The 26,936-nt window shown below is 34.1% G+C and carries 25 protein-coding genes; 8 read left to right on the top strand and 17 right to left on the bottom strand.

Annotated elements, in window-relative coordinates; translation table 11 throughout:
* Positions 1-24: 24 nt before the first annotated feature.
* The 3 genes from ABXT06_RS08380 to ABXT06_RS08390 form a co-directional block, all read right to left on the bottom strand.
* The gene (locus tag ABXT06_RS08380; RefSeq protein ID WP_354590344.1) at positions 25-849 is read right to left on the bottom strand and encodes an alpha/beta hydrolase; all 825 of its coding nucleotides are present in this window, start codon (positions 847-849) and stop codon (positions 25-27) included.
* 179 nt (positions 850-1,028) lie between these two features.
* Positions 1,029-1,397 carry a PUR family DNA/RNA-binding protein gene (locus tag ABXT06_RS08385; protein WP_095931384.1) on the bottom strand — a complete coding sequence of 123 codons (369 nt, stop codon included), beginning with the start codon at positions 1,395-1,397 and terminating at the stop codon, positions 1,029-1,031.
* A gap of 68 nt (positions 1,398-1,465) precedes the next feature.
* Entirely contained in the window at positions 1,466-3,244 is a 1,779-nt protein-coding gene (locus ABXT06_RS08390; RefSeq protein WP_354590345.1) for an ABC transporter ATP-binding protein, read from the bottom strand.
* A gap of 204 nt (positions 3,245-3,448) precedes the next feature.
* Here ABXT06_RS08390 and ABXT06_RS08395 point away from each other — a divergent pair, with 204 nt between their 5' ends.
* The 3 genes from ABXT06_RS08395 to yajC all read left to right on the top strand — a co-directional run bounded on the left by ABXT06_RS08395 (position 3,449) and on the right by yajC (position 6,039).
* A complete protein-coding gene (locus ABXT06_RS08395; RefSeq protein ID WP_354590346.1) occupies positions 3,449-4,555 on the top strand; it encodes a Glu/Leu/Phe/Val family dehydrogenase in 1,107 nt (368 codons plus the stop codon).
* A 245-nt stretch (positions 4,556-4,800) separates the two neighbouring features.
* Positions 4,801-5,712: a transcription antitermination factor NusB gene (gene nusB, locus ABXT06_RS08400; protein ID WP_354590347.1), complete on the top strand. Its 912-nt coding sequence runs from the start codon at positions 4,801-4,803 to the stop codon at positions 5,710-5,712.
* 51 nt (positions 5,713-5,763) lie between these two features.
* Complete coding sequence (gene yajC, locus ABXT06_RS08405; protein ID WP_008462186.1) at positions 5,764-6,039, top strand: preprotein translocase subunit YajC; 276 nt, start codon at positions 5,764-5,766, stop codon at positions 6,037-6,039.
* A 385-nt stretch (positions 6,040-6,424) separates the two neighbouring features.
* On the opposite strand, the gene ABXT06_RS08410 is transcribed toward yajC, so the two are convergent.
* From ABXT06_RS08410 to ABXT06_RS08440, 7 genes are all read right to left on the bottom strand, one after another.
* On the bottom strand, positions 6,425-7,012 hold the full coding sequence (locus ABXT06_RS08410; RefSeq protein ID WP_354590348.1) for a YdeI/OmpD-associated family protein: 588 nt from the start codon (positions 7,010-7,012) through the stop codon (positions 6,425-6,427).
* Positions 7,012-8,289, bottom strand: coding sequence for a peptidase T (gene pepT, locus ABXT06_RS08415; RefSeq protein ID WP_354590349.1), 1,278 nt, complete (start codon positions 8,287-8,289; stop codon positions 7,012-7,014). The genes ABXT06_RS08410 and pepT overlap by 1 nt, the downstream gene beginning before the upstream one ends.
* A gap of 118 nt (positions 8,290-8,407) precedes the next feature.
* Positions 8,408-9,541 carry a formylglycine-generating enzyme family protein gene (locus tag ABXT06_RS08420; protein ID WP_354590350.1) on the bottom strand — a complete coding sequence of 378 codons (1,134 nt, stop codon included), beginning with the start codon at positions 9,539-9,541 and terminating at the stop codon, positions 8,408-8,410.
* A 103-nt stretch (positions 9,542-9,644) separates the two neighbouring features.
* On the bottom strand, positions 9,645-10,640 hold the full coding sequence (locus ABXT06_RS08425) for a DUF6515 family protein (protein ID WP_354590351.1): 996 nt from the start codon (positions 10,638-10,640) through the stop codon (positions 9,645-9,647).
* A 72-nt stretch (positions 10,641-10,712) separates the two neighbouring features.
* Entirely contained in the window at positions 10,713-11,933 is a 1,221-nt protein-coding gene (locus ABXT06_RS08430) for an OprO/OprP family phosphate-selective porin (RefSeq protein ID WP_354590352.1), read from the bottom strand.
* A 22-nt stretch (positions 11,934-11,955) separates the two neighbouring features.
* A complete protein-coding gene (locus ABXT06_RS08435) occupies positions 11,956-12,531 on the bottom strand; it encodes a hypothetical protein (protein WP_354590353.1) in 576 nt (191 codons plus the stop codon).
* Positions 12,532-12,625: 94 nt separating this feature from the next.
* The gene (locus ABXT06_RS08440; protein ID WP_354590354.1) at positions 12,626-15,067 is read right to left on the bottom strand and encodes an arylsulfatase; all 2,442 of its coding nucleotides are present in this window, start codon (positions 15,065-15,067) and stop codon (positions 12,626-12,628) included.
* A 303-nt stretch (positions 15,068-15,370) separates the two neighbouring features.
* Between ABXT06_RS08440 and ABXT06_RS08445 the strand changes: the two genes are divergently transcribed.
* On the top strand, positions 15,371-16,405 hold the full coding sequence (locus ABXT06_RS08445; RefSeq protein ID WP_354590355.1) for a quinone-dependent dihydroorotate dehydrogenase: 1,035 nt from the start codon (positions 15,371-15,373) through the stop codon (positions 16,403-16,405).
* On the opposite strand, the gene ABXT06_RS08450 is transcribed toward ABXT06_RS08445, so the two are convergent.
* The gene (locus ABXT06_RS08450; RefSeq protein ID WP_354590356.1) at positions 16,391-17,107 is read right to left on the bottom strand and encodes a DUF3307 domain-containing protein; all 717 of its coding nucleotides are present in this window, start codon (positions 17,105-17,107) and stop codon (positions 16,391-16,393) included. The genes ABXT06_RS08445 and ABXT06_RS08450 overlap by 15 nt on opposite strands.
* Positions 17,104-17,718: a SatD family protein gene (locus ABXT06_RS08455; protein ID WP_354590357.1), complete on the bottom strand. Its 615-nt coding sequence runs from the start codon at positions 17,716-17,718 to the stop codon at positions 17,104-17,106. Before ABXT06_RS08455 ends, ABXT06_RS08450 begins: the two co-directional genes overlap by 4 nt.
* A 211-nt stretch (positions 17,719-17,929) precedes the next feature.
* On the opposite strand from ABXT06_RS08455, the gene ABXT06_RS08460 reads away from it, so the two are divergent.
* From ABXT06_RS08460 to guaB, 4 genes are all read left to right on the top strand, one after another.
* On the top strand, positions 17,930-18,796 hold the full coding sequence (locus tag ABXT06_RS08460; RefSeq protein WP_354590358.1) for a hydroxymethylglutaryl-CoA lyase-like TIM-barrel protein: 867 nt from the start codon (positions 17,930-17,932) through the stop codon (positions 18,794-18,796).
* Positions 18,797-18,864: 68 nt separating this feature from the next.
* Positions 18,865-19,410 (top strand): hypothetical protein, encoded by a 546-nt coding sequence (locus ABXT06_RS08465; protein ID WP_354590359.1) that lies wholly within the window; start codon positions 18,865-18,867, stop codon positions 19,408-19,410.
* A complete protein-coding gene (locus tag ABXT06_RS08470) occupies positions 19,407-20,807 on the top strand; it encodes a DUF5723 family protein (RefSeq protein WP_354590360.1) in 1,401 nt (466 codons plus the stop codon). Before ABXT06_RS08465 ends, ABXT06_RS08470 begins: the two co-directional genes overlap by 4 nt.
* 175 nt (positions 20,808-20,982) lie before the next feature.
* Positions 20,983-22,455 (top strand): IMP dehydrogenase, encoded by a 1,473-nt coding sequence (guaB, locus tag ABXT06_RS08475; protein WP_354590361.1) that lies wholly within the window; start codon positions 20,983-20,985, stop codon positions 22,453-22,455.
* 308 nt (positions 22,456-22,763) lie between these two features.
* On the opposite strand, the gene ABXT06_RS08480 is transcribed toward guaB, so the two are convergent.
* The 5 genes from ABXT06_RS08480 to ABXT06_RS08500 form a co-directional block, all read right to left on the bottom strand.
* Positions 22,764-23,906: an FAD-dependent oxidoreductase gene (locus ABXT06_RS08480; protein ID WP_354590362.1), complete on the bottom strand. Its 1,143-nt coding sequence runs from the start codon at positions 23,904-23,906 to the stop codon at positions 22,764-22,766.
* A gap of 57 nt (positions 23,907-23,963) precedes the next feature.
* A complete protein-coding gene (locus tag ABXT06_RS08485) occupies positions 23,964-24,554 on the bottom strand; it encodes a TetR/AcrR family transcriptional regulator (protein WP_354590363.1) in 591 nt (196 codons plus the stop codon).
* A gap of 207 nt (positions 24,555-24,761) precedes the next feature.
* Positions 24,762-25,646 (bottom strand): L,D-transpeptidase, encoded by an 885-nt coding sequence (locus ABXT06_RS08490; RefSeq protein ID WP_354590364.1) that lies wholly within the window; start codon positions 25,644-25,646, stop codon positions 24,762-24,764.
* A gap of 91 nt (positions 25,647-25,737) precedes the next feature.
* Entirely contained in the window at positions 25,738-26,310 is a 573-nt protein-coding gene (locus ABXT06_RS08495; protein ID WP_354590365.1) for a hypothetical protein, read from the bottom strand.
* Between the two features lie 14 nt (positions 26,311-26,324).
* The gene (locus tag ABXT06_RS08500; protein ID WP_354590366.1) at positions 26,325-26,909 is read right to left on the bottom strand and encodes an NUDIX domain-containing protein; all 585 of its coding nucleotides are present in this window, start codon (positions 26,907-26,909) and stop codon (positions 26,325-26,327) included.
* Positions 26,910-26,936 lie beyond the last annotated feature (27 nt).

Below are 26,936 nucleotides of genomic sequence, written 5' to 3' on the forward strand. Positions count from 1 at the left end.
TGCCGTGGAATTTTTATTTAGTGATTATTTTTTATGTTCTTTTAAAATTCGGTTTACTTCATTAACCAGAAGCGGAAATCCAGGTTCTGTCATTCCGTGGCCGTAACCGTCCAATTCGTATAATTTAGTTTGCGTATGCCCAACTAGTTTCATCATTCTGGCCATATATGCGTTTTCTTCATAACGTCCAAGCATTTCCAGTTCACGATCTCCTGTAATTAATAATAAAGGCGGAGCATCTGCACGAACGTGGTAAAGTGGTGCAAAAGCGTCAATTGTAGGCTGTTTTTCTGGAATTCCGTTTTCTCTTCTGATTTCGAAATGTGTAATGCATTGCCCGCTAAACGGAATAAGTCCAGCAATTTGATTCGCATCGATATTTTCTTTTTGAAGATATTTTTTATCCAATCCAGTCATCATTGCTAAATAACCTCCTGCTGAATGTCCAGAAACAAAAATAGAAGATTTGTCTCCACCGTAACTAGCAATATTATTAAATGTCCAAGCAATTGCTGCGGCTGCATCTTCAATTGCTTTTGCTGCTTTTGCTTTTGGAGATAATCTATAATTTACACCAATAATAGCAAAACCTTTATTTTTTAAAGCTTCAGGAATTTCTTTATTTCCGCCTGTTAATCCGCCGCCGTGAAACCAGATTATAGTAGCAAAATCCTTTTTATTTTTAGGGTAGTAAATATCTAATACACATCTTTCGTTAATATATTTATCCGATTTATTTACAGATGCATTATAATATTGGATGTTGTTTTTCGTTTCATATTCTAGATTCTGTGCAGACAACGAAATTCCGTAAAGGAAGAAACTTAGGAGGATAATTAATTTTTTCATTTTTTTGTGAAGTTATGAAGTTATAGGTTAAAAGTTATGAGTTTATGAAAAAAAAGAATTGACGTTTTGAATTTAACACTTAACGTCTAACTTATAACTCCTAACGCAATAGTTAAATATATAAAAAAAGTCCAAAATGCATAACAAATTGGACTCCTACTTATATAGATGATTTTGAATTAAATATCATCAAAATCAATATCTGTAAAACTAGATCTTTGGCTTTCAGTCTTTTCAGAGCTGTATTCTTTTTTAAAATCTTTTTGATGTCTTTCAGAAATTACTTCTTCGCCTTTGTGGTTTAAAACATAAGAAGTCATTTCTTCTAATATTTCTGCGAAAGCGCTAAAATCTTCTTTGTATAAGTAGATTTTGTGTTTTTTGAAGTGAAAAGAACCATCTTCTTCAGTAAATTTTTTGCTTTCTGTAATCGTGATATAATAATCATCAGCTTTGGTAGCTCTCACATCAAAGAAATAAGTTCTTCTTCCTGCTCGTAATACTTTAGAAAAAATCTCTTCTTTTTCTAACATGTCATTTTCTCTCATAATACGTTCTATCATTTTTGGAATTAATAGTACTCAAAAATCATAAAAAATTATCTATTACGCAACAATTAAAGTAATTCTTTTTCCGAAAGTTGTTTTAAATATAACGATGCGTAATATCCTTCTTGATTTATCAATTGATTATGAGAACCTTGTTGAATTATCTTACCATCTTCGAGTATAATAATTTTGTCTGCATTCTTTGCCGATGATACTCGATGGCTCACAATTATGGTTGTTTTGTCTTTAGAAATTTCAAATAAATTATTCAAAATCATTTCTTCCGTTTCGGTATCGACTGCAGACAAACAATCGTCAAAAAGTAAAATTGCAGGGTTTTTAATAATGGCTCTTGCAATAGAAACACGCTGTTTCTGTCCGCCGGAAAGAGTAATTCCTCTTTCTCCTAAAACGGTGTCATACTGTTTGTTAAAGGCTATAATGTTGTCGTGAACCACAGCGTTTTTGGCAGTTTCGATTACCTCTTCGTCAGTTGCGTTTTGGTTTCCGAATTTGATATTGTTTTTAATCGTATCCGAAAACAAGAAAGCATCCTGAGGTACGATTCCGATATTATTACGAAGATCGTTTAAATTTAAAGTACTGATTTCGTTTTCATCAATTTTAATCTCGCCTTCTGTTGTATCATATAATCTTGAAATCAATGAAAGAATAGTCGATTTTCCAGACCCCGTTTTTCCTAAAATGGCTAAAGTTTCTCCTTTTTTTACTGTAAAAGAGACATTTTTCAATGCTTCAATATTAGTGTCCTGATAAGTGAAAGAAACATTTTCAAAAGAAATATTTCCTTTTATATCTGAAGAATTCTCATTGTTGTTTTTGATTTCTGGTTCAATTTTCAAAAATTCGTTCAAACGTTTTTGAGAAGCTTCTGCTTCCTGAACCATCGAAGAAACCCATCCTAAAGAAGCAACCGGCCAAGTCAGCATGTTTACATATAAGATAAACTCGGCAATAGTTCCGATATTTGGAATGCTTCCATTGATGTACATTACACCTCCAAAATAAATCACAACCAAATTACTAATTCCGATAAGAGCAATCATCAAAGGGCCAAATAAAGATTGAACTCTTGCTAAACTTAAGCTTTTGCGTTTGCTTTCTTCTGCCAAATCAACCATGTTATTCTGATGCTGATTTTCTAAAGAATAGGCTTTGATAACTCTGATTCCCGAAAATATTTCTTGTGTGAAACTTGAAACTTTAGAAAGGTATTGCTGGAAAGTGGTGCTTCGTTTATTGATTTCTGAACTTAATTTAAAAATGCAATAAGAAAGAATCGGCAACGGCAATATAGTATATAAGGTAAGGAGCGGCGATACATTATACATATATAAAATAACAATGGCAAAACGGATAGCTGTATTTATGGTATACATTACTGCTGGGCCAACATACATACGAACTTTTGAAACGTCTTCGCTAATACGGTTCATCAAATCTCCTGTTCTATTTTGTTTGTAAAAATTTTGCGAAAGATTCTCGTATTGTCTGAAAACTTCATTTTTTAAATCAAATTCAATATGGCGCGACATTACAATTAAAGTCTGGCGCATTAAAAAGGTTAAAAATCCAGCAACAATCGTAGTTCCTATGATAAGTAGCACATTATGAATGAGATCCTGACGAAAAGTGGCGATTACAATTTCTGATTTTTGATCTGCAGCAGAAAGTTTGTCAAAATTCTCAATAGCGTTTAAAGACTTGCTAATGAGCTTTGGGGTAAACAGAGAAAATATTTGTGCGATTATAGTGATTAAAATTCCAAGCGAAAAACTGTATTTATATTTGATGAAATATTTATTTAAATAGCTTAATTCTTTCATTTTTTTAAGAAATATGATATTGAATTGATTTAGATTTAAGAATTATTATTAAATAAAATTATAATAATTTGCGATTTAATCAAAACAATTATATTGTAAAATTGTTATTTTAAAGACAAAAAATTAGTGCATGTGTATTTTTTAATTATGTTTGAGAAGTCTTTTTGACAAATTCATAATTTTAACCTAATTAATACTAGCGCTATGGATGCAACTTTCGCAACTGGAAAGGAACTTCAAAAAATGGATCCTGTTTTTGGTCAATTATCTTTTGACGATCACGAACAAATTGTATTTTGCAATGACAAAGATACAGGTTTAAAAGCAATTATTGGTATTCATAATTCGGTTATGGGGCCAGCTTTGGGAGGAACCAGAATGTGGAATTATAACACAGAATGGGAAGCTTTAAACGATGTTTTACGCCTTTCTAGAGGTATGACGTTTAAATCGGCCATTACTGGACTTAATATTGGTGGAGGTAAAGCTGTAATTATTGGTGATGCTAAAACACAAAAAACGCCTGAATTAATGCGTAAGTTTGGTGAATTTGTTCATTCATTAAGCGGAAGATACATTACTGCAGAAGATGTCGGAATGGAAACTAAAGACATGGATACTGTAAGAGATGTAACGCCTTATGTTACTGGAATTTCTGAAGAAAGAGGTGGTTCTGGAAACCCGTCTCCAGTTACTGCTTACGGAGTTTATTTAGGTATGAAAGCGGCTGCTAAAAGTCAGTTTGGTTCTGATGTTTTAGAAGGTAAAAAAGTTTTGGTGCAAGGAATTGGACACGTTGGAGAAACTTTGGTTGATTATTTAACTAAAGAAGGAGCTCAAGTAACGATTACTGACATCAACGAAGAAAAATTATACCAAGTTGCTTCAAAATACAATGCATCAATTTATACTGGTGAAGATTTGTATACTGCAGATGTTGATATCTATGCGCCTTGTGCAATGGGAGCAACAATCAATGATAATACGGTAAATAAAATTAAAGCTAAAGTTATTGCTGGTGCAGCCAACAATCAGTTAGCAGACGAAAATGTTCACGGTGCGATTTTACAAGAAAGAGGAATTTTATACGCTCCAGATTTCTTAATCAACGCTGGTGGAATCATCAATGTTTATGCTGAATTGGCAAACTACGGTAAAGCTGAAATCATGACAAAAACAGAGAATATCTATAATACAACTTTAGAAATTATAGATTTTGCTGCTAAAAATAATATTACAACTCATAAAGCGGCTCTTACAATTGCTCAAAACAGAATTGATCAAAGAAGAATAGAGAACGCTTCTAAGTAATTTTTGAGTTTACAGTCTCAGTCTCAGTTTTCAGATCTACTGGAAACTGGGACTTTTTGTTTTTCAATTAATGCAGAAAACTGTGAATGTGACTTAAATTTTGAATTAAACGGAAAACGTCGACTAAAAACTGTCACTTTTTTACGAATTAATTTTAATATACGCCTTTAAAGTTATACTTTTGCAGACTAATTTTTAAATGTTCTTACAAGGTGGTAAATAGAAGACACATACGCGTTAAAGTAATGCAATCCATTTATGCAATGCACCAAAGCGGTTCTGATAATATGGAAAAAGAAGAGAAATTTCTTTTTTATAGCATAGATAATATTCAGGACTTATATCTTATAATGCTTTCTTCATTGATAGAAATTTGCAAAAAAGAAGCTGTCTATTTACATCTATCAAGCAAAAAACACCTTGCTACTGCAGCAGAACGTAATCCGAACGAAAAGTTTATCAAAAACAAAATCTTTCAGCTTTTAGCAGAAAGTAATTCTCTTAGTATTGCTTTAGAAAATCGTAAAATCAATAACTGGTCGTTAAACGACGATTATATTATTTTGCTTTTAAATGATGTTAAAGCAAGTGATATCTACAAAAAATACATGAGCAATAACGTGAATACGTTTGAAGAAGACAGACAATTTATAATTGATTTGTTTGAAAACGTTATTGTACCAAACGAAAAATTATACGAGTATTTAGAGGATGATAAATTAACTTGGGTTGATGATATTCCGGTTGTAAATACGCACATCGTTAAACAATTAAAAGCAATTAAAACGGAAGATCCAGACGATTTTAGAGTGCCAAAGTTGTATAAAGATGTTGAAGATAAAGATTTTGCTAAAGATTTGTTTAGAAGAACAATTTTAAATGAAGCAACTTTTGCAAAAGAATATGAAGATAAAACGCCAAACTGGGACAGTGATCGTATTGCCGAAATTGATACTATTATATTAAAAATGGCAATTTGCGAGTTTATTAAATTTCCTTCAATTCCAGTAAAAGTAACTCTTAACGAATATTTAGAAATTGCAAAAGAGTATTCTACACCAAAAAGTAGTATTTTTATCAACGGAATTTTAGATAATCTTGTTAAAGAACTTACTGCCAATAAAAAGATGGTAAAAGTTGGAAGAGGATTAATGTAATTTGAAATTCCAAAAAGAATATTAAATATAAATCAAAAACAAATTTAAATTATGGGACAATTATCTCAATTTGCGCCATTCCTTTTAATGTTTGTGGTAATCTATTTCTTCATGATCAGACCACAGCAAAAAAGAGCTAAAAACGAAAAAGAATTTGAAAGCAACCTAAAAGTAGGTGATAAAATAGTTACAAAAAGTGGTTTCCACGGTAAAATCGCTGAATTAGCAGAAACTACAGTTGTAATCGAAACTATGTCTGGAAAATTAAAATTAGAGCGTTCTGCTATCTCTTTGGAATTGAGCGCTGCTTTGAATAAGAAAGCATAAATTTTAAATTACAATATTTAAAATCCCAAATTCCAAATGGAGTTTGGGATTTTTTTTTGCCTTGTTTTGTCATTTCGAACGAAGAGAGAAATCTTCGCAAGTTACTCCTCAAAGTATATCGCCAATCTTTGTAGAGTCTCTTGCGGAGATTTCTCGTTCCTCTAAATGACAAACCGTGTGGAGGAGTTATGTCATCCTGACGAAGGAAGGATCACACTAGAAGCTCCGTAAAGTAATGTGGATAATCTTTGTCGATTTCCGCGTGCGATCCTTACTCCGTCAGGATGACAAAAAAAAGAAAAACCTTTGTCAAAGTTTTAAAACTTTGACAAAGGTCTCGTATAGCTTGGAATTTGGAATTTCCAAAATTTGAAATTTCAAAAAACTACCTGTATTTATCATTCAGCCCAACATTAGCTAAAATCATTGGAATCACTTTTTCGATTCTAGAGAGTTTTGTTTTTTCCTGTTTTGCAGATTCGATGTATTCTAAAAATTCATATTGTTTGTACGGAGAAAACTTTTCGAAAGCTGATTTCAAATCTGGATTTTTAACCATTTCTGCATTTAGAAATTCTGAAACTATTGTTTCTTTTTTTGCAGGTTTAATGACTTTTCCTTGTTTTTCGTTTTCAATCGCTTCGTGAATATATTCTAAAACTTCTTTTTCGTTGACTTGATCTTTAGATGTAAAACGCCATTGGCGCAAAGATTTTGTAACTTCTTCTTGAGCGTTAATGAGTTTCTTTTTCTCATCTTTTAAGAAAACGCCATTAAAAAACCATATTGCAAAATAATCTTTAAATCCGCCAAGGCCAATTACGTTTTTCTTCTCGTAAACATAAACTGGACCGCCCCATTTTGTGGTTTCGGTTAGTTCGGTTCTATCAATAATCGATTTTAAGAAAAGTAACTCTTCTTCCCATTGATCACCGTATTTCCAAATGCCCTTATTTTCGGATTTTGATTCCATTATTTTCTTTTCTTAGATTTTTCTGGTGCGTCAAAGATTCCTGGAATTGCAGTCAGCTCGGCAATTTTTACAATAACATCAGTTGCTTTCTGAATGCTTTCCGCTGGAACATATTCGTATTTTCCATGGAAATTATGTCCGCCCGCAAAAATGTTCGGACAAGGCAATCCCATAAATGACAATTGAGAACCATCAGTTCCTCCACGAATTGGCTTAATGATTGGTTTGATGTTCAATTCTCTCATTGCTTTTTCAGCAATATCTACAATATACTTCACAGGAAGAACCTTTTCTTTCATATTATAGTATTGATCTTTAACTTCAGCAATTACAATATCTTCACCGAATTTCTTCGCGAATTTTTTATTTAATTGTTTCGCCAATTTGTGAATCAATTCTTTTCGCTTTTCGAATTTCTTTCTGTTGTGGTCGCGAATAATCAATTCTAAAACGGTTTCCTCGATGTTTCCTTTGATGTGGTGTACGTGAAAGAAACCTTCGTAACCTCTAGTTTCCTGTGGTGTTTCGCCTTTTGGAAGTTCATTGATGAAATCATTTGCCAAAAGCATAGAATTGATCATTTTTCCTTTTGCATAACCAGGGTGAACACTTTTTCCTTTGAAAGTGATTTTCGCTCCAGCGGCATTAAAATTTTCATATTCTAATTCTCCAATCTGGCTTCCATCCATAGTGTAAGCCCATTGGGCTCCAAATTTTTCTACGTCAAAATGATGAGCACCGCGTCCAATTTCTTCATCTGGAGTAAATCCGATTCTGATTTTTCCGTGCTTAATTTCAGGATGCTGAATTAGATATTCCATTGCCGAAACAATTTCAGTAATTCCAGCTTTATCATCGGCTCCTAAAAGTGTTGTTCCGTCGGTTGTAATGACGGTTTGACCTTTATATAGTAATAAATCTTTAAAGTAATCTGGAGATAAAACAATGTTTTTCTCAGCGTTAAGAACGATATCTTTTCCGTCGTAATTTTCAACGATTTGTGGCTTTACATTCGCACCGCTAAAATCTGGAGAAGTATCAAAATGTGAAACAAAACCAATTGTTGGAACCTCGTGGTCTACATTGCTCGGAAGTGTCGCCATTATATAGGCTTTATCATCTATGGTTACTTCTTCAAGTCCAATTGCCTTTAGTTCGTCAACTAATTTATTGGCAAGATTCCATTGTTTTTGCGTGCTTGGCGTTGTTTGAGAATTTGGATCTGATTCAGTATCAATTGTTACATAACTGATAAAACGATCTATGATATGTTGCATTTTTTTAGATTTTTAGCAAATATAGAAAAAAAAATCTGCTGCGAAATTTAGCTTTCAATATGTGAATTAATAAAAAAAGGGATTCGTTGTAGAATCCCTTTCTGGTATTTTAAGTTTGTTATTTGCTTTTTACGCATCTAAAACCAACGTGATTTGCAGCAGATCTGATTTCGCCTTTTCCTCTTGTTCCGACCATATAACGAGTACAGTATTGATCGGTGCATAAGAACGAACCGCCGCGGTGAACTCGTTTTATTTCAGATGGATCGCTAGGATCATAATAAGCACTCGGTCCCTGCGGATTTTTTGTTACTTTACCGCTTTCTGCTAATGATTTGTAATAATCTACGCTGTACCAGTCGTTTACCCATTCCCAAACATTTCCTGCTATATCATATAATCCGTATGCATTTGGAGCGTATTGTTTTGTTGGCGCGATGCCTTTAAAACCGTCTTCTCCAGTATCGCCGTCTTTAATCGGGAAATGCCCTTGGTAAATATTAGCTTGAAATTTTCCTTTAGGTTTTAAATCATTTCCCCAAGCGTAAAGATTTCCCGTTTTGCCACCTCGTGCAGCAAACTCCCATTCAGCTTCTGTTGGAAGTCTTTTTCCTGCCCATTTAGCGTAAGCGGCCGCATCTTCGTATACAACATGTACAACAGGATATTTTTCTTTTCCTATAATGGTACTTTGCGGACCTTCTGGATGTCTCCAATCAGCTCCCGGCTCGTAACGCCACCATTGCAAGAAATTATTCAAATTAACTGCAGAAGGAGTAGGAGTAAAGACCACAGAACCCGTAACTAAATCTTCGTCATTTGCTGTCGGAAATTCTTCTTTTGTTGGTTTTTGTTCCGCAACTGTTACATAACCTGTAGCTTTTACAAATTTCTCGAATTCTTCATTGGTTACTTCAGTTTCATCCATATAATATCCATCAACATAAACTCTATGAATAGGAGCGGCATCTTTGGTAACGCCTTTTATGCTGCATAAGCTTTCGTCTTCAACATTTGTACCCATAGAAAATTCGCCACCAGGAATCCAAACCATGCCTTTAGGAGCTTTTTCAGTAGGTTTGAATTTGTTTTCTACAGTAGGTTTAAATTCAGACTCTATATTGCTTGGTATCTCATGACATTCTGCAGGAGTTGCTCCTGCTTTTTTATTTGTAAATCTTGTGTAACTGTAAGCAATTGAAATAATGGACAATGTGAGTAATGCAAAAATCCAAAAGGTTTTGTTTTTCATGGTTTATTTATTTTGAGCTTATAATGGTTGTCAATAACGGGGATAAAATTAGTTAAAATTACTTTTAAAAGTATATTAGTTTTATAGAATTAATAAAATTAAATTATTCTTTCTCAACCGACACTACTTCATATTTATCTTTTCCATCAATCTGCACGGGCTGATAATAGGTTTCTCCAAATTTTACATATTTGGCATCGCCAATTGTAACTTCTTCTCCGCCTTCAGGCAATTTCTCTACAATTGTTCCTGCTGTAGGGGCAACTACAGTATATTTCCCGCCATCTTTTTCATAATATGTTCCGCCGTAATAATAATTATTTACCGTTCCGGTATTTACTGTTTCTGCTCCGCTTGGAATATTGTTTACTGTTCCGCCAACTGGTGCTGGTACGGCTGTATAGCCACCATTTGTAGAGGTATACCAAACTCCTTGATCGTAGTGATACTTTTCGTTTTGCACACTTACAATAATTGCCGTCGTTGCTAAAGTTGCAACAAAAAATCCCCAAGGATGCCAAACTGGGCCCCAATAAAAAGGTACATAAGGACGCGGATAATATGGATGGTAACAATTATATCTGTAACCGCCATACACATAAGGTGGGCGTGTATATGGTCTATATCCTGGGCGAACTACTGTATTTCGATTATTACGAACATGGACACTATTGTTAACATTAATATTGACATTGTTTCTATTTCTGTTAACGGTATTGCCACTTATGTTGGTGTTTCTATTTCCTACATTATTTCGGTTGACAGTATTATTTCTATTTACTGTATTGTTTCTATTTACAGTGTTATTCCTGTTGGAATTGTTGGATGGTCTTGTAATTTGAGTTCCAGAATTATTAGCTCCAGGTCTGGTTGTTGCAGGCCTAGTGGTTGCTGCTGGTCTTGATACATTGGGTCTAGATTGAGTAGCTGGTCTTGCTTGTCTGGTATGTGTTGCACCTCCGCCAGATCTGTTGAATCCTCCGGCGCCGGCGCCTCCACGGTGGCGTTGTGCTAGACTGTCCATCGAAATAAAGAAAAAGGTTCCAGTTAAACACATTAAAAGTGCCAGTTTTTTTACTGTTTTGGATATGTTTTTCATATTCAGAAATTTATGTGATTTAAAGTTATGAAAAAAAAGGTTCGGTTTGTGTTAATGCTCTAAAAGTTTGAATTATAATGAGATATCCCATTGTATTCTAAATCGCCAGCCTTGTTCTAACGGAAGTGTTTTGTCTTGAAAACTAAAATAACTTACCTCTGAAGTCAGTTTGTTTTTATGTCCCTTAAAAAACCAGTTAAAAGCCAATGTAGATTCATCTTGTCTATTTTCTCTTATCGAATTATCTGGTCTATATGATGCATGACGACCAGCCATTTCTAAGTGTTGTGGCCACCAATGAAAAATATTATGAAAGAAATATCCTGCCTGAACGTAATATCCTTTCATTATGGTTGTGTCATCATTATTTATTTTATCAATGATTTCTTTAGTATGCCATTCACTTTGCCATGAAAAACCTCGGTACATAAAAGCACTTTCCAAATTCCATTGATTGACTCTGTACTGTCCTGGCAAGCCATCTTCAAAACCGTCTAAAGAACCTCCTCCAGCTTGAGAGAAACGAGTATATGGGCTTCGGTTGGTTACGGCTGAAAAAGCAATAATTGGAGTTGGTTTTTCGTGAAATTCTAAATCGCAGCCTTCAAAATCAAGAAAACGTCCTAAGAAATTCCATTGTGCTCTTCCAAAATACATTAAATGATTATCGTCATTAGAAGTGCTTCCGCGTCCGGTTCCTGTCAATGCTGCGGCCCAATAATTGAAATCGGCAATTCCTGCACCTTTTAAATGCCCATAAACTTCAACTCCCAATTGTCTGTCTACTGTAAACGGACGGTTAATAAGTGAGCGATCCACCATTTGTTGTTCACCGCTACTGATAAAGCGTTCGCGTGTAAATTCTGTTTTCCATTGTCCTACTTTAAAACTCAGCCAATCCCATTTTTCAATCATTATTCTAAAGTCAAGCAAATTTGACTGACTCAATTCATATTCCCAGTAATATTTAAGCCAAGGTTCGAAAGCATGACCGCCGATTTTTAATCTGGCACGGTTTATTTTGAAAGTAGTTTTAGCATCTTGGCTATAATCATCATAAGTTAATGGATCTGTATCATTGGGTGTTGAAAAGCGAAACTGCAGACGGCTAGCTAGTTGAAAGAGGAATTTTTTGTCACGGGTTTCCAGTTCAATTCCTTTACTGCCATAACGAACGTTCATCAGCTTTGTCGTATCTTTTTCTTGCTGCGAAAATCCTTTAAAACCAATTAGTAAAAGGAAAATAAAGAGTAGGCTTCTAGAAATACGATTTGATTTATTTGAGGTGCACATAAGATCAATAGATTTGTATATATTATTTTCCTCCAAAGTTTTTTGCAATTCCTAAACCGATTCCCCAGCTGTCGTATGCGTTCCATTTAAAGTCGTAACTTGCAGTGCCAAAAATTTCCCATCCTTTTGGAAGTTCGTAACCATATTCTACACCGGCTCGGGTTAAGAAAAAGTCTTCTTCTTTGGCAAATTCGCCACCAAAACCTAGAAGAAAACTCCAATGTTCATTTGGTTTGTAAATTCCCATAAGAGCAGGAGCTATAGGATAACTTCTTTCAACAGTTTCTTTATCTTCTTCACTAGCGTATACTTTTTCGACTTTAAATTTTTCTACAATAAAATCGGTATGAAGACCAATAGCCCATTTTTCATGAAACTGAAACGTATAATCGATTCCCCAAGCAGGAAGCGTTAAAGTTTCTCGATTTCCCTCATCATCACGGCCTTCGAAAACATGAACATGATTGATTGAAATTCCGATTTGATGATGCGGTTTGAATGTCTCTTCTCCGCTTTCTTGTGCTACAATTTTATTAGAGAAAAAAAGTATTAGACAGAGGAAGAAAAGAAAATATTGCTTAAAATAAGTGTAATACATTTGGCTTCTTTATTAATGATACATTTATTTAAAAGAAGAAAAAGAGGTATTTCGATTGCACGATTGCAACCGAATATACCTCTTTGCTTGTTTTTTAATCTCTTCCTAAAGCTCTTTTTGCTTCGTTGTTTAAGTCAGTATATTCAATTTTTCCAACACTAACGCCAACACCAACGATTTCGCCTCCTTTATAAGTTCCAGGAGTTTTATATTCTTTACTAACAGAATCACCGCTGTCAAATCCAACGCAAAGCCCGTCTCCAGCAAGAGTAAATTTACCAGATTGAGTTCTCATTGGGCCAGAAGCAACTTCTTTTCCATCAATATAAAGTTTCATTTGACCAAGAGATTCTCCATTTGGACCCGCTTTTTCTCGAATAAATTCCATTCCGAAAACATGTTTTCCTGTTGTAATTGGCACATTCGAAGTGAATTTTTGTTCAGGAGCAATTCCTAAGAAATTGTACACGTAATTCAATTTGCCATCTTTTATGAATAAAGTATGTCCTCCAAAACGAGACCCATGAGCAAAAAGTACGCCCGAAGCTTTAGTATCTTTAACATCAACATCGGCTAGAATTTTATACGATCTTCCTCTAACATTGACAGCAACTCCTTCTGGCACAGCTGAAGTTCCAGGGTAATATTTATACAAGTCACGAGGAGGTTCAGATGTAGGTCTTTCAGTTCCTAATACTTCAATTGCTGAACGGTCGTCAAGAGGTAAAACCAAATTTTTAGCAGCTTCATCATCCCAGTCTTTAATCAACTCTTTTAATTTGTCTGGATATTTTTTAGCTAAATTATTAGACTCAGATCTGTCAACGTCTGTATTGTACAATTCCCATTCGTCTTTATCGAAATGCCCTTTTCCACCTAGTGGAGCGTGTAGAGCAACAGCTTTCCAACCATCTTTCCATAAAGCACGGCTTCCTAACATAGCAAAATACTGAATGTGTTTTTGTGTTTTGGTATTTGGAGCGGCATCAAAAGTATAACGCATTGAAACTCCTGATAATGGATATTGTGCAACACCACGATATTCTTTTGGCATTTCAAGTCCGCATACATCTAATATCGTAGGGACAATATCTGTAGAGTGGTGGAATTGATCGCGAACCACACCTTTAGCTTTAATTCCTTTTGGCCATGACATTACTAATGGATCGCAAGTTCCTCCAGCATATTGGCTATATCTTTTGAACATTTTAAACGGAGTAGAAAATGCAGCTGCCCATCCTGTAGGGTAGTGTTCGTAAGTATCTGGACTTCCTAATTTATCAATGTATTTTAAGTTTTCTTTTAATTCATCAGGATATCCGTTAAAGAACTTATTTTCATTTACAGAACCCGATTCAGAACCTTCTCCAGAAGCACCATTATCTGCTGCATAAATTACTAGAGTATTTTCAAGCTGTCCTGTTTTTTCAAGATAATCAATAATTCTTCCAACTTGAGCATCTGTATATTCTGAGAAGCCTGCATAAACCTCGGCTAATCTTGAGAATAATTTTTTCTCTTCTGGTTTTAATTTATTCCAGTCTAATACATTATCAGCTGGATTTGCTACTCCAGGAGGCATTGGGTTAAAATTATCCATTTTTGTTCCTGCTGGAATAACTCCTTTTGCAATCATACGAGGCAAAACCCATTTGCGGTAAGCATCATAACCATCATCAAATTTGCCTTTGTATTTTGCAATATATTCTTCTGGAGCTTGATGCGGAGCATGATTTGCACCTGGACAATACCACATATACCAAGGTTTAGAAGGATTTGTTGCTTGTTGATCTTTAAGATATTCTAATGCATGATCAGCTAAATCTTTAGATAAGTGATAACCTTCTTCAGGAGTTGCTGGCGGTTCTATAAAATGATTGTCTTCTGTTAAGTCAGGATACCATTGATTGGTTTCTCCACCAAGAAAACCATAAAAACGATCAAAGCCCATTTGAAGTGGCCAAGTGCTTCTCGGTCCTCCCGCTGCAATATCCTGTTCTGGAACATTATGATCTTTTCCTATCCAAAAAGTACTCCATCCGTTATCTTGCAGAATTTGTCCAATTGTGGCAGCTTGTTTAGGTATTCTTCCGCTTGCTCCTGGATATCCGTCTGCAGTTTCGGTAATAGCAGCCATTCCGTTAAGGTGATGGTTACGACCTGTCAATAAAGTAGAACGTGTTGGAGAACATAATGCAGTTGTGTGCCATTGTGAATAGGTAATTCCGTTATCGGCTAATTTTTGCATGGTTGGCATGTTGATCGCTCCACCATAAGGAGACCAAGCAGCCATTCCAGTGTCATCGTACAAAATAAATAGAATGTTTGGAGCGCCTGCAGGTGCTTTTTTAGGTAAATAAGGAGCCCAGTCACTTTTGGAGTCTCGAATGTCTAAAGCCATTTTTCCTTTAAACGTTTCTTTTGTTACTTGCTGAGGATCAGCTTGTGCAAATAATTTTGGAGTTACACTAAATAACAAGAATAATAAAAATAGAAAAAAACTTTTTTTCGGAGATGAATTGTTGTTGCTTTTCATAGTTTTTCGTTATTGCTATTGTTAATGAAGAGAAAGATTTTCGGTTACAGATATTCTTAATTCTCTCAAAATTAACCGATAAACAACTTGTGTTTTTTTTTAAAAGGCAAAAACATGTTGCATCTTATAACTTGCAACATAAAAAAATGCATTTTTGAAGGCTAGCCGATATAAGTTTTTAGAATCGTTTTAGTTATAACTGTAATAATTAAACAAAAAGGAAATTATTTGTTTTTGTAAAAAAGCACCTTTTTAAACTATAATATTTAAATTTGCAGCCAAAATAACAACAACACAACTCTTATGTATAAATTGATAATTCGTCCGATACTTTTTTGTTTTGATCCTGAAAAAGTACATTATTTCACTTTTTCTTTTGTAAAATTCATTTCAAAGATCCCTGGAGTTTCGGCAATTATAAGATCGATTTATGAGGTAAAAGATGCTCGATTAGAGAGAGAAGTTTTCGGAATTAAATTTAAAAACCCAGTTGGACTTGCTGCTGGTTTTGATAAAGATGCAAAACTGTACAAAGAACTAGGCGATTTTGGTTTTGGTTTTATTGAAATCGGAACTGTGACTCCAGTTGGGCAAGAAGGAAATCCTAAAAAACGTTTATTCCGTTTAAAAGAAGATCAAGCAATTATTAACCGAATGGGATTTAATAATGGCGGTGTACTAGAAGCTGTTGAACGTCTAAAAAAGAACTCAGGCGTTTTGATTGGTGGAAATATCGGAAAGAATAAAGTGACCGATAACGAAGATGCTGTAAAAGATTATATCATTTGTTTTGATGCACTTTTTAATCATGTAGATTATTTTGTAGTGAATGTGAGTTCGCCAAATACGCCAAATTTAAGAGCTTTACAAGACAAAGAACCTTTGACAGCTTTATTGCAGACATTGCAAAATAGAAATATCGAAAAACAAAAAACAAGCACTCAAAAAGTAAAACCAATTCTTTTAAAAATTGCTCCAGACTTAACAGATGAGCAATTATTAGATATTATCGATATTGTAAAAACAACGCAAATTGCAGGTGTTATTGCAACAAATACAACAATTTCTAGAGAAGGATTACAATCTGCGAATCAAACAGAAACAGGAGGTTTGTCTGGAAAACCATTAACGAAACGTTCTACAGAAGTAATCCGTTTTCTATCTGAAAAAAGCAATAAAGCATTCCCAATTATTGGAGTAGGAGGAATTCATTCTGCAGACGATGCCATCGAAAAACTAAATGCAGGAGCAAGTCTAGTGCAATTGTATACAGGATTTATTTACGAAGGTCCAGCATTGATAAAAGCAATCAACAAAAAAGTTTTACAGCAATTGTAAAAGCAGAACTTGAACGGTTAATCCAGCAAGTATTGCAATTCCAAAGCTGATTAAAGTTCCGATTAAAACATATTCGGTCAATTTTCGGTCTTTAGCTTCTTTTAAATCTCCGAATCTAAAAATAGATTTTGCGGCCAAAAGAAATCCGATTGCTTCAAAATGTCCGGTTAAGATAAATCCGAAAACAAACAAGCGTTCTAAAATACCAATATAATTTCCAGCAGCAATTAGTGAGTTATCCTGATTGCTGTTTTTGCTTTCTGGCGCCCAGATTGAGATGATCGTTTTTATAAAAATAGAGGTTGGTTTTGTAAGCAATAAAAACCCAGTTAGCAAAATCCAGAATTGATTATCTTTCCAGAAACTAGGAATAGGTTTATTTTCATAGAGAAGAGTAATTCCAATTAAAATTAAAATATGTGCAATTTGGTCAAGAACAAACCAAGTACGTTTGGTTTTGTTTTTCTGGAAATTCAGTTTTATTAAATCAACAATTCCGTGCGTAACAGCAATTAAAACGGCATATGGTATAAAATTGATTTCGCCTACTAAAACTGCAGCTAAAACTCCGTGAAGCAAAACATGAATATATAAATATACACTTTTGTGTTTCTTAATTTCTTTGTCGGCCACCCAAGAATTTGGTTGCCAGATAAAATCACCTAATAAATGAGCAAGAAGCAGTTTTATAAATAAAATCATGGGGCTGTAAGTTGTTTTATTTGTTTTCTAAAATATCGATCTAGATTTATTACCAAATCAAACTGAGCACGTTTTTGTCTTCGGCTCACGGCGGCTTGGTTGATGCCTAATTTTTGTCCTAATTCTTCTTGAGACAAATTCGGGTTTTCAATGGCAACAGCTACAAATTCTGCCGATTGCACCAGCCAACTATCCATAAAGGTCAATGCTAATTGTAGCATTAAATTTACTCTTTCGTCAAAATCAATATCTCCAGTTCGAAGTGCTAATGTAACTTTCTGCTTTTTTAAAGTTTCAAATAGTTCTCCCGAATGTATAAAAGCAGAACCATTGCTTTCAGAAATTCTTTCAGCATTATGCGTCTTATCTCCAAAACCAATACTCATTCTGGCATCAGATTTTATGGCTCTTAAATGTGCTTTAACCAAAATAGCGGCTAACAATGCATCTTCGGGATTACTGACTTCAATTTGGAATTCATCTCCACGATATACTTCCCACTGACTTGGCGTTTTGCCAAATGGAGCCAAGATTTTCTTTAAATCTTCAACCCAATGCTCAGATTGCTGTTGTCTCGAATCAATTATGTCACCTGTAATTACACTAGTCATAACTCAAATATAATTAAAAAATTATAAACTTTCTATTACAAATATACGTAATAAAATTTTGTATTACGTTTTTTGGTAATAATTTTAAATATTACGTTTTTTGGTAATAATGTAGGCTATTACAATATTCTGTAATAAATTAGTTTGAACTAAAATTATCTTTCATTTCATTAAAAAAGAAACTAACTTAGCCTTTACAAAAGAATAAGCTTTGAGTAAAGAAATCAAAATCATCGAATGCCCTCGAGATGCCATGCAAGGCATTAAGGATTTTATTCCAACAAAAAATAAAGTTACTTACATACAATCTTTGTTGCGAGTTGGCTTTGATACTATTGATTTTGGAAGTTTTGTTTCCCCAAAAGCTATTCCGCAGATGCAGGATACTGCTGAGGTTTTAGAACAGCTTGATTTATCTCAAACGTCAAGCAAATTGCTTTCTATTATTGCCAATACGCAGGGGGCGATAACAGCAGCAAGTTATGAGCAGATTCAATATTTAGGTTTTCCATTTTCTATTTCAGAGAACTTTCAAATGCGTAACACACATAAAACCATTGCAGAATCTTTGGTTACGCTCGAAGAAATTCTAGAAGTCGCTGATAAGAAAAAGAAAGAAGTGGTAACCTATCTTTCAATGGGTTTTGGAAATCCATATGGAGATCCGTGGAATGTTGAAATCGTAGGAGAGTGGACTGAGAAATTGGCAGGAATGGGAGTAAAAATTCTATCACTTTCAGATACTGTTGGAACTTCTACTCCGGAAGTAATTACGTATTTATTTTCAGATTTAATTCCCAAATATCCTGAAATCGAGTTTGGAGCGCATTTGCATACAACACCAGAAAGCTGGTTCGAAAAGATAGATGCAGCAACGAAAGCGGGTTGTACTCGTTTTGACGGCGCTATTCAAGGTTTTGGAGGTTGCCCTATGGCAACTGATAAACTGACAGGAAATATGCCGACAGAAAAGTTAGTTTCTTATTTTACCGCCAATAAAAAAATAACAGGACTTAATTCTCTTAGTTTCGAAAGTGCTTACAATGAAGCTTCAAAGTTGTTTGGAAAGTTTCATTAAAAATTATTTTACCATATAGGTAATATCTTACAGAAAAATGCGTTTTTATTTATTCTAATAAAATTAAAATGAAACGAAATCTCATACAAAGAATCTCAGTAGCATTGTTAGCCGCAATTTTTTTTCTGTCTTGTTCGAGCGATTTAGATTTTAATCAGGTTAATGATTTTAAAATCGAGCCTGTATTTGTTGCAAATGTGGCTTATTTTAATGTTAAAGCAAATGATATTGAAGATGATGGAACGGCACACCAAATACCGCCTGATGTTGAAGATTTTGATGTTTTTAAGAATAAGTTTTTAAATGATCATCTTACCAAGGCCGAACTCAATTTCGAAATCGAAAATACCTTTAATAGAGCTTTTAAGGTTGAAATAGTATTTATTGATGCAAACGATCAGCCAACGGAAACGATTACTTTAAATGTTCCCCAATATAATGGGGGTGTAAATATTATAAAATATCCAACTGAAGTTTTTGAAGGTGACCGACTTGCTTTGTTAAAAAAAACAGTAAAAGTGGGTTTTATTATTACGATTGAAGCGGGAACAGGCGATATATCAGGTAATTTGAAACTAAAATCAGGTGCAACCGCTTATATGAGAATTGAATGAGAAAAGCACTTTTAATTTTAGTACTAATAGTACAGTTTTCTAGTTTGGCTCAAAACAAGCAAATTCTGTACAACTTTACATCAATTCCTCAATCGTCTCTTGTAAATCCAGGTGCTGATGTGTCTTATAAGTATTATTTTGGAATTCCGCTACTTTCGGGAGTTTCTGTAAATACAGGATCAAGCAGTTTTTCGGCTTATGATTTGTTTGCCAATAACGGCGTAGATTTTAATGATAAAGTTCGTAATATTATAAACAAATCAGCTGCCAATGATAAAACGCAGATCAACCAGCAATTAGAAATATTTTCTGGTGGATTTAGAGTAGGAGGTGAGAATAGTCAGTCTTATGTTTCATTTGGAGCATATCAGGAGTTTGATTTTTTAATGTATTTTCCAAAAGATCTTGCCATTTTAGCTATCGATGGAAATCGGGACTATATTGGAAAATCATTCAATTTAGGCGATTTAAACGTGCGCGCCGAAGTACTTTCAGTATTGCATGTGGGTTTTCATAAAAAGCTTAATAAGAAACTTGTTTTAGGAGGACGAGCTAAAATTTATTCTAGTGGTGCCAACGCAACTTCAACCAAAAATTCAGGATACATATATACAGGTTCGGGTACTGGAGCTAATATGTACACTCAGATAATAGAGTCTAATCTAGAACTTAAAACAGCAGGAATTGCTAAATTTACAAAAGATGAGTACGAAGGAAATGTTCCAAGTGATATTGCTCACAATACTTTTTTTAACGGAAGTCTAGGTTTAGGATTTGATGCTGGATTAACTTATTATCCGAAAGACAATTTACAGATTACTGCCAGTATAATTGATGTTGGATTTATCAGACAGTCAAAAGATGTTGAGACAAGAAGATATAAAGGAACTTATGAGTACAACGGAGTAAACCCAATTTTTGATGCTGTAAATGAACCCAAAGATATTTTTGATGATTTTAAAGAAGCTATTCCAGAAGAAAAACTTTATAACAAGTATACAACTTGGCGTCCTGTGAAATTTAATTCATCTATTCAGTATTCTTTTGGCGAATCAAGATATGACGGCGAATGTAATTGTAAAGTTCCCGATGAAAAAAGGTATTTGAATGCAGTTGGCGCACAATTATTTGTTATGACAATGCCAACTAATGATCCGTATTTGGCTTTGACTGCTTTTTACAAACGAAGTATTTTTGAGAAATTAGATGTAAAAGCAACTTATACAATTGATCCTTATTCTAAAACAAACGTTGGTTTAGGTATTTCTGGAACAGTCGGAAAAATTAATATTTATGCTTTAGTAGATAATGTTTTCGAATATAGAGATATTTCAAAAGCCAATAGTGCTGCTTTCCAATTAGGTTTAAACTTTATAGTTAAAGATTCTAAAAAGTAAAATTCAATATTTAAATTCAAAAAACTATTTCTCGGTTTCTGTTGGGAATATAATTTAGTTTTTGGAATTTTTGAACGTAGGGTTTTTCGTGTAAAAGTAAATTTATGAATAAGTTAGTATTCAAGTTAGCAATTTATTCACTATATTTGCACGCAATTCAACTAGAAATTGCACCATGATAGCACACAACTCCAAGATTATCGGCGAAGGTTTAACTTACGACGATGTATTATTAGTACCTAACTACTCGAATGTGCTTCCTCGCGAAGTGAGCATTAAATCAAGATTCTCAAGAAACATTACATTAAACGTTCCAATTGTATCAGCTGCGATGGATACAGTTACAGAAAGCGCAATGGCAATTGCTATGGCACAAGAAGGCGGAATTGGTGTTTTACATAAAAATATGACTATCGAACAACAAGCAGGAAAAGTTCGAAAAGTAAAACGTGCAGAAGCAGGTATGATTATCGATCCGGTAACTTTACCAATGAACTCTACAATCGCTGATGCTAAAAATGCTATGAAAGAATTCGGAATCGGTGGTATTCCAATCGTTGACGAAAATAGAATCCTTAAAGGAATTGTTACCAATCGTGATTTACGTTTCGAGAAAAACGGAGCAAGACCAATCGCTGAGGTTATGACAAGCCAAAACTTAGTAACGGTTTCTGAAGGAACTTCACTAGAGCAGGCAGAAGTAGTTTTACAAGGTCATAAAATCGAAAAATTACCAGTTGTAAACGATAAAAACGAATTAGTTGGTTTAATCACTTTTAGAGATATTACAAAACTGACTCAAAAGCCAATCGCGAACAAAGATTCTTTTGGTCGTTTAAGAGTTGCCGCTGCAATTGGAGTTACTGGAGATGCAGTTCAAAGAGCTGAAGCTTTAGTTGCTGCAGGTGTAGACGCCATCATTATCGATACAGCTCACGGACACACAGAAGGTGTGGTCAATACATTAAAAGAAGTAAAAGCAAAATTCCCTCAAATAGATGTAATTGTTGGAAACATCGCAACGCCAGAAGCTGCTAAATATTTAGTAGAAAACGGGGCTGATGGTGTAAAAGTTGGAATCGGACCTGGTTCTATCTGTACTACACGTATTGTTGCAGGTGTTGGTTTTCCTCAATTCTCAGCAGTTTTAGAAGTTGCTGCAGCTATCAAAGGAACTGGAGTTCCTGTAATTGCAGATGGTGGAATTCGTTATACAGGAGATATTCCTAAAGCAATCGCTGCGGGTGCTGACTGTGTAATGTTAGGTTCATTATTAGCAGGAACAAAAGAATCTCCAGGAGAAACTATTATTTTTGAAGGAAGAAAATTCAAATCTTACCGCGGAATGGGATCTGTTGAAGCAATGCAAACTGGTTCTAAAGATCGTTATTTCCAAGATGTTGAAGACGACGTTAAAAAACTAGTTCCAGAAGGAATCGTTGGACGTGTTCCTTACAAAGGAGAATTAAACGAAAGTATGCTTCAATTTATCGGAGGTCTTCGTGCAGGTATGGGATACTGTGGTTCAAAAGACATTCCTGCTTTACAGGAAACAGGTCGTTTCGTGAGAATCACGTCAAGCGGAATCACTGAGAGTCACCCTCATAACGTAACAATTACAAAAGAAGCTCCAAATTATTCTAGATAATTTTTAGTTTTCATCATAAAGCAAAAGGCGTAAGATTTAATTCTTACGCCTTTTTTATTGGTTTTGATTAAAAAAAACTTTGTCAAAGTTCCTCATAATTTTGTCATTTCGAGGAAGGAGAAATCTTCGTAAGAAACTCCGTAAAGCATATCATCAATCTTTGGCGAACCACTCGTGAAGATTTCTCTCTTCGTTCGAAATGACAAGATTGTGTTATGTCTTTGTCGAATCCTGTGTGTGATTCTTCGTTTCTCAGAATGACAAACGTTATATAAAAGAACTTATATCACTTACATTGTGAAAAAAAATCACATACCACGGCTACTCAAAATATCTTCGGCAACAATATCAGAATGCAGTAAATCTTCCATTTTCTTTGTCATACGTTGTGCTTCTAAAGCGTAACCGAACATTTTTTGTTCGTAATTAGCAATTGCGTCATCAATGGTTTCGAATTTTCCGTTGGTTAAGTTTTGGGTTAAGTGAAAAGCATCAAATAATCCCATATTGACTCCTTCGCCAGCAAAAGGAGGCATTAAATGCGCTGCATCGCCAACAAGAGTAATATTTGAATGCTCTTTCCAAGGCTCTTCCAAAGAAAATAATCTTAAAGGTAAACCAGAGAATTCTGTAGAAGCAGCAAAGAATTTTTTGTAATCATCTGCCCAGTTTTCAAAAGTTTCATTCAAAAAGGAAATAACAGATTGATCGTCTTCAAAATTAATTCCGTGGTTTGAAATCCATTCTTCATCAGCTTTAAAAGAAACGCCAAAATGTACAGAACCATCGCGCATGGTGTGTGTATAAAACATTTTATGTTCGCCCATTGCCATTACGTTTCCGTTTCCGAATTTCGGTTTAAATTCAGGATAATCTTGATCTGGATTTACAATTTCGCCTTGAATAATATAAGTTCCAGAAAGCTGAGGTTCCTGATCGCTCACAAATTTTCTAGCATTAGATCTTCCTCCGTTAGCTACAATAACAAAGTCAGCTGTTGTTGTTTTACCGTTTTTGAATTCTAAAATATATTGGGTTTCTGTTTTTTCAAGATTGACCAATTGACTATCCCAGACAATAGTATCTTCTTCAAGATTATCCAGCATAATTTTTCTAAGATCATTACGGTCAATTTCGGGACGAGAGAAAGCATTGGTTTCATCTGGCATTTCATCAGAAGTTATATTTCCATCCATGTCAGCCATTTTTTCGCCGGTAGGCCTTGCATATTTATAAAATTCATCCATTAAACCCGCTTTTTGAATCGCGTACTGACCAGAATCTGAATGAATATCAAGTGTTCCGCCCGAAGTTCTAGCTTGTGCATTTATATCTCTTTCGTAAACTGTAACATCAGCACCGTTTATTTGTAAAATCCTAGCGGTAGTTAGCCCAACTGGACCGCCGCCAATAATGGCAATTTTTTTATTTTCTATAATTGAAGTTTTCATTGTGTTTTGATATTATATCTAAAATTGATTTTTGCAATTGTTGTTGTAATTGAAAAATTATGGTGTTAGCGCTTTTAAAACCAGATTAAAGGCTTCGTCTTTAATCTTATCATTTAGAACAAAAGATTTTCCAGACATTGATTTTCCGTCTCTATGAAATTCTAAAAGAGAGTAAAGTGAACCATAAGCAATGCTCCAAAAGACCTCATAAGGAACAGAAATAAGTTCTTTTCTTTCAATTGCCGAAAGCATAAATTCAGTCATCATTTGTTTGTATTCTCCTGTTACTTCTTGTATGATTGCATCGCCGTGAGTAGAATGTCTTAAAAGTTCAAAACAGGTTGCCTGTAATGTGAAATTTTGAGTGAAATAAATACGGTTTTCCCATTGGTTTCGTAATCCGTCTCTGAAAGACATGTCTGTAGAGAAACCATCAAACATCTTTTGGAAGAAATTTTGCCCAATTTCGATTCCAATTTTACGAATCAAATCTTCCTTGTCTGAATAATAGATATAGAGTGTAGCGACAGAAATTCCGCATTCCTTTGCCAAACGATTCATTCCAAAGCCTTCTACGCCTTGCGTAACAATCATTTCTATTGCTTTTTTCTTTACAATTTCTTCTTTATTAATGTCTCTCGTTCTCATAATTCTAATTGATTACGGTGCAAAGATATTAATAATAAATGAACGATCGCTTATTTATAATTTTTTTTAAGATGCAAAGGAGCAAAGGGACAAATGTTCAAAGTTTTAAAGATATGAATTGTCTAATATTACATGTTGAATTGGCAACATAAAAAAATCAGCTAAAATGAGCCATCATTTCAGCTGATTTTTATATCGAGAGTATATTTATATCGTTTTGGTTGGTTCGGCTTCTCTTAGATTTTGATTTTCTAAAATCTCTTTTAAAAACGGTTTTACCTGATTTTCAATTTCAGATTCTGGGATATTTAAAGCTTCAGGATCTGATGCTAATTTTAACCATGGTTTTGAACCGTCAAAATCATAACTTCCAAAAACTACAACAGGAGTTCCTTTTACTTTTACGTTTTCTTTGTCTTTTAAAATCCATTCGTCGGCAAATTTATAAAGATATTTAGCGTCTTTTTCTAATAATCGCAAACAAGAATGTGACGCGGGATAACCAGGCAACGCATATTCATGAAAACCAACTCCTAGTTTATTTTCGATATTAAAATTCCATTTCAAGTCCCATTCGTCATTAAATGTACTTGTGGTTTGCTCGGCTTTCCAATTGGTAAAAAACAATCCAGTGGGAGTAGGGTCTTTTTTTCTTCCCATATTGGTTGGACCCGTACGAACCAATTCACCATTTTCGTAAGCAGCAAAAGCCTGCGTAGGATAAGAAAAAAGGATGATTTTTGAAACTTCTTCTAGAGCCGAAACATGTAACGGAAAGGGAAGGTAATAAACCAAATCTCCGCTAAAATCTGCTGGAATTACAACAGAATCCAGTTTTTTAAAATTGGCTTTATCTGTTCGGTTTAAAGCGTAAACAATATCCATTTGAGAACTGTCGGCTTCATTTAGTTTCAACCATTCTTTTGTATTTGTGATTTGATAAGAAACCGTTTCTGGCTTTTTATATTCAATTACTTTCTTTTTTTCTTTTTTATTTTCAGTCAATGTTATAGTATCGGTTTTTTTGCAAGAACCTAATAAGACTAACATTAATATCAGTAGGGCATTTGCTGTGTAATATAACTTTTTCATAGGTCGGTATTTTTATGAATATAAAGTTATAAATCTGATAGCTGAAAAGGGTTACATAATTTTTTGAATTGGTTTCGGGATTTTCATTTTATTAAATAATACTCATTTGATGCAACTCATTTAAAATTATTTTAAAGAGTTCTAATATTTGATCTAGTTTTTGTAAATCTGCCGTTTTTCCGTCAAAATAAAAAGATAGCTCAAATTGATTTTCAGGGAGTTTTTGTTCCCAAATTCCTTTCTGATCAGAAATTTGAATATTTACGTCTTTGATTTCAAAAAAAAGAGATCGAATTACTGTACTTCGTAATAGGGATTTAATTTTTAATTCATTATTGCTTTTAATGATGAATGTTTTGTCAAAATCCTCAAATCCAATTTGAACATCTTGTGCTCCAAATAATTTTTCAATTTTACGAATAAGTCCTTCCTTATATATTTCAAATCTAAAATCATTATTTGAATTAATGGGAACAATGATTCTTGTCATTTCAGTACTATATTTTCCAGACCAAAGCGTGTAATTATCAAATATAATTTTCCAGTTTTTATATTTAATAACAACAGAATCTGACTGCCAAAAATAGCCTTCTTTAAAAATTCCGTTAGTTTTATTTGCAAATTCTTTCCAAATATTTACTTTGCCATCAGTTTTTTGGGACATATAAATTATTGTAATTATATCAGACCTTTTATTTTAGCATGCTGTAACAACATAATGGTTTTTGCATCTGTAATTTCGCCAGATTCAATCATGGCGTAAGCTTCATCAAAAGTAAATTCCAAAACTTCAATATTTTCCTGTTCTGCGTCAAGTCCGCCACCAGAACTTACTTTCATGCTTTCGTCGTATTCGCCAACGAACAAATACAAAATTTCGGTTACAGATCCAGGAGACATATAGGTCTCGATAACTTTTTGAACTTTAGAAAGTCTATATCCTGTCTCTTCTTCAGTTTCACGAATAATGGCTTGTTCGGCATTGTCTTTATCTAAAAGTCCCGCGCAAACCTCAATCATCATTCCAGTTTTATTTCCGTTAAGATAAGTCGGCAGACGAAATTGTCTTGTTAGAATAACTGTTTTTTTTGCCGTATTGTATAGCAATATTCCAGCACCATTTCCGCGGTCGTAAACTTCACGAATATGCGATTCTACTTTTTCGTTTTCTTTTGTATAGTTAAAAGTAACTTTGTTTAAGATATACCAATTGTCTGATAATAACTTGGTTTCTGTAATCTCAATTTCAGGATTTTTTCTCATGTCAGTAGTAAATAGTCAAAAAAAACG

The sequence above is a fragment of the Flavobacterium sp. UW10123 genome, assembly GCF_040538975.1.
Lineage (GTDB): Bacteria > Bacteroidota > Bacteroidia > Flavobacteriales > Flavobacteriaceae > Flavobacterium.

Excerpts from the sequence above, each read along its gene's own strand:
- ABXT06_RS08485 (WP_354590363.1), bottom strand. The coding sequence starts at position 24,554 with ATGAGAACGAGAGACATTAATAAAGAAGAAATTGTAAAGAAAAAAGCA.
- ABXT06_RS08450 (WP_354590356.1), bottom strand. The coding sequence starts at position 17,107 with ATGATTTTATTTATAAAACTGCTTCTTGCTCATTTATTAGGTGATTTT.
- ABXT06_RS08420 (WP_354590350.1), bottom strand. The coding sequence starts at position 9,541 with ATGAAAAACAAAACCTTTTGGATTTTTGCATTACTCACATTGTCCATT.
- ABXT06_RS08480 (WP_354590362.1), bottom strand. The coding sequence starts at position 23,906 with ATGAAAACTTCAATTATAGAAAATAAAAAAATTGCCATTATTGGCGGC.
- ABXT06_RS08395 (WP_354590346.1), top strand. The coding sequence starts at position 3,449 with ATGGATGCAACTTTCGCAACTGGAAAGGAACTTCAAAAAATGGATCCT.
- ABXT06_RS08430 (WP_354590352.1), bottom strand. The coding sequence starts at position 11,933 with ATGTGCACCTCAAATAAATCAAATCGTATTTCTAGAAGCCTACTCTTT.
- nusB (WP_354590347.1), top strand. The coding sequence starts at position 4,801 with ATGCAATCCATTTATGCAATGCACCAAAGCGGTTCTGATAATATGGAA.
- ABXT06_RS08455 (WP_354590357.1), bottom strand. The coding sequence starts at position 17,718 with ATGACTAGTGTAATTACAGGTGACATAATTGATTCGAGACAACAGCAA.
- ABXT06_RS08380 (WP_354590344.1), bottom strand. The coding sequence starts at position 849 with ATGAAAAAATTAATTATCCTCCTAAGTTTCTTCCTTTACGGAATTTCG.
- ABXT06_RS08445 (WP_354590355.1), top strand. The coding sequence starts at position 15,371 with ATGTATAAATTGATAATTCGTCCGATACTTTTTTGTTTTGATCCTGAA.
- yajC (WP_008462186.1), top strand. The coding sequence starts at position 5,764 with ATGGGACAATTATCTCAATTTGCGCCATTCCTTTTAATGTTTGTGGTA.
- ABXT06_RS08495 (WP_354590365.1), bottom strand. The coding sequence starts at position 26,310 with ATGTCCCAAAAAACTGATGGCAAAGTAAATATTTGGAAAGAATTTGCA.
- ABXT06_RS08440 (WP_354590354.1), bottom strand. The coding sequence starts at position 15,067 with ATGAAAAGCAACAACAATTCATCTCCGAAAAAAAGTTTTTTTCTATTT.
- ABXT06_RS08385 (WP_095931384.1), bottom strand. The coding sequence starts at position 1,397 with ATGAGAGAAAATGACATGTTAGAAAAAGAAGAGATTTTTTCTAAAGTA.
- ABXT06_RS08470 (WP_354590360.1), top strand. The coding sequence starts at position 19,407 with ATGAGAAAAGCACTTTTAATTTTAGTACTAATAGTACAGTTTTCTAGT.
- ABXT06_RS08410 (WP_354590348.1), bottom strand. The coding sequence starts at position 7,012 with ATGGAATCAAAATCCGAAAATAAGGGCATTTGGAAATACGGTGATCAA.
- ABXT06_RS08490 (WP_354590364.1), bottom strand. The coding sequence starts at position 25,646 with ATGAAAAAGTTATATTACACAGCAAATGCCCTACTGATATTAATGTTA.
- pepT (WP_354590349.1), bottom strand. The coding sequence starts at position 8,289 with ATGCAACATATCATAGATCGTTTTATCAGTTATGTAACAATTGATACT.
- ABXT06_RS08435 (WP_354590353.1), bottom strand. The coding sequence starts at position 12,531 with ATGTATTACACTTATTTTAAGCAATATTTTCTTTTCTTCCTCTGTCTA.
- ABXT06_RS08500 (WP_354590366.1), bottom strand. The coding sequence starts at position 26,909 with ATGAGAAAAAATCCTGAAATTGAGATTACAGAAACCAAGTTATTATCA.
- ABXT06_RS08390 (WP_354590345.1), bottom strand. The coding sequence starts at position 3,244 with ATGAAAGAATTAAGCTATTTAAATAAATATTTCATCAAATATAAATAC.
- guaB (WP_354590361.1), top strand. The coding sequence starts at position 20,983 with ATGATAGCACACAACTCCAAGATTATCGGCGAAGGTTTAACTTACGAC.
- ABXT06_RS08425 (WP_354590351.1), bottom strand. The coding sequence starts at position 10,640 with ATGAAAAACATATCCAAAACAGTAAAAAAACTGGCACTTTTAATGTGT.
- ABXT06_RS08465 (WP_354590359.1), top strand. The coding sequence starts at position 18,865 with ATGAAACGAAATCTCATACAAAGAATCTCAGTAGCATTGTTAGCCGCA.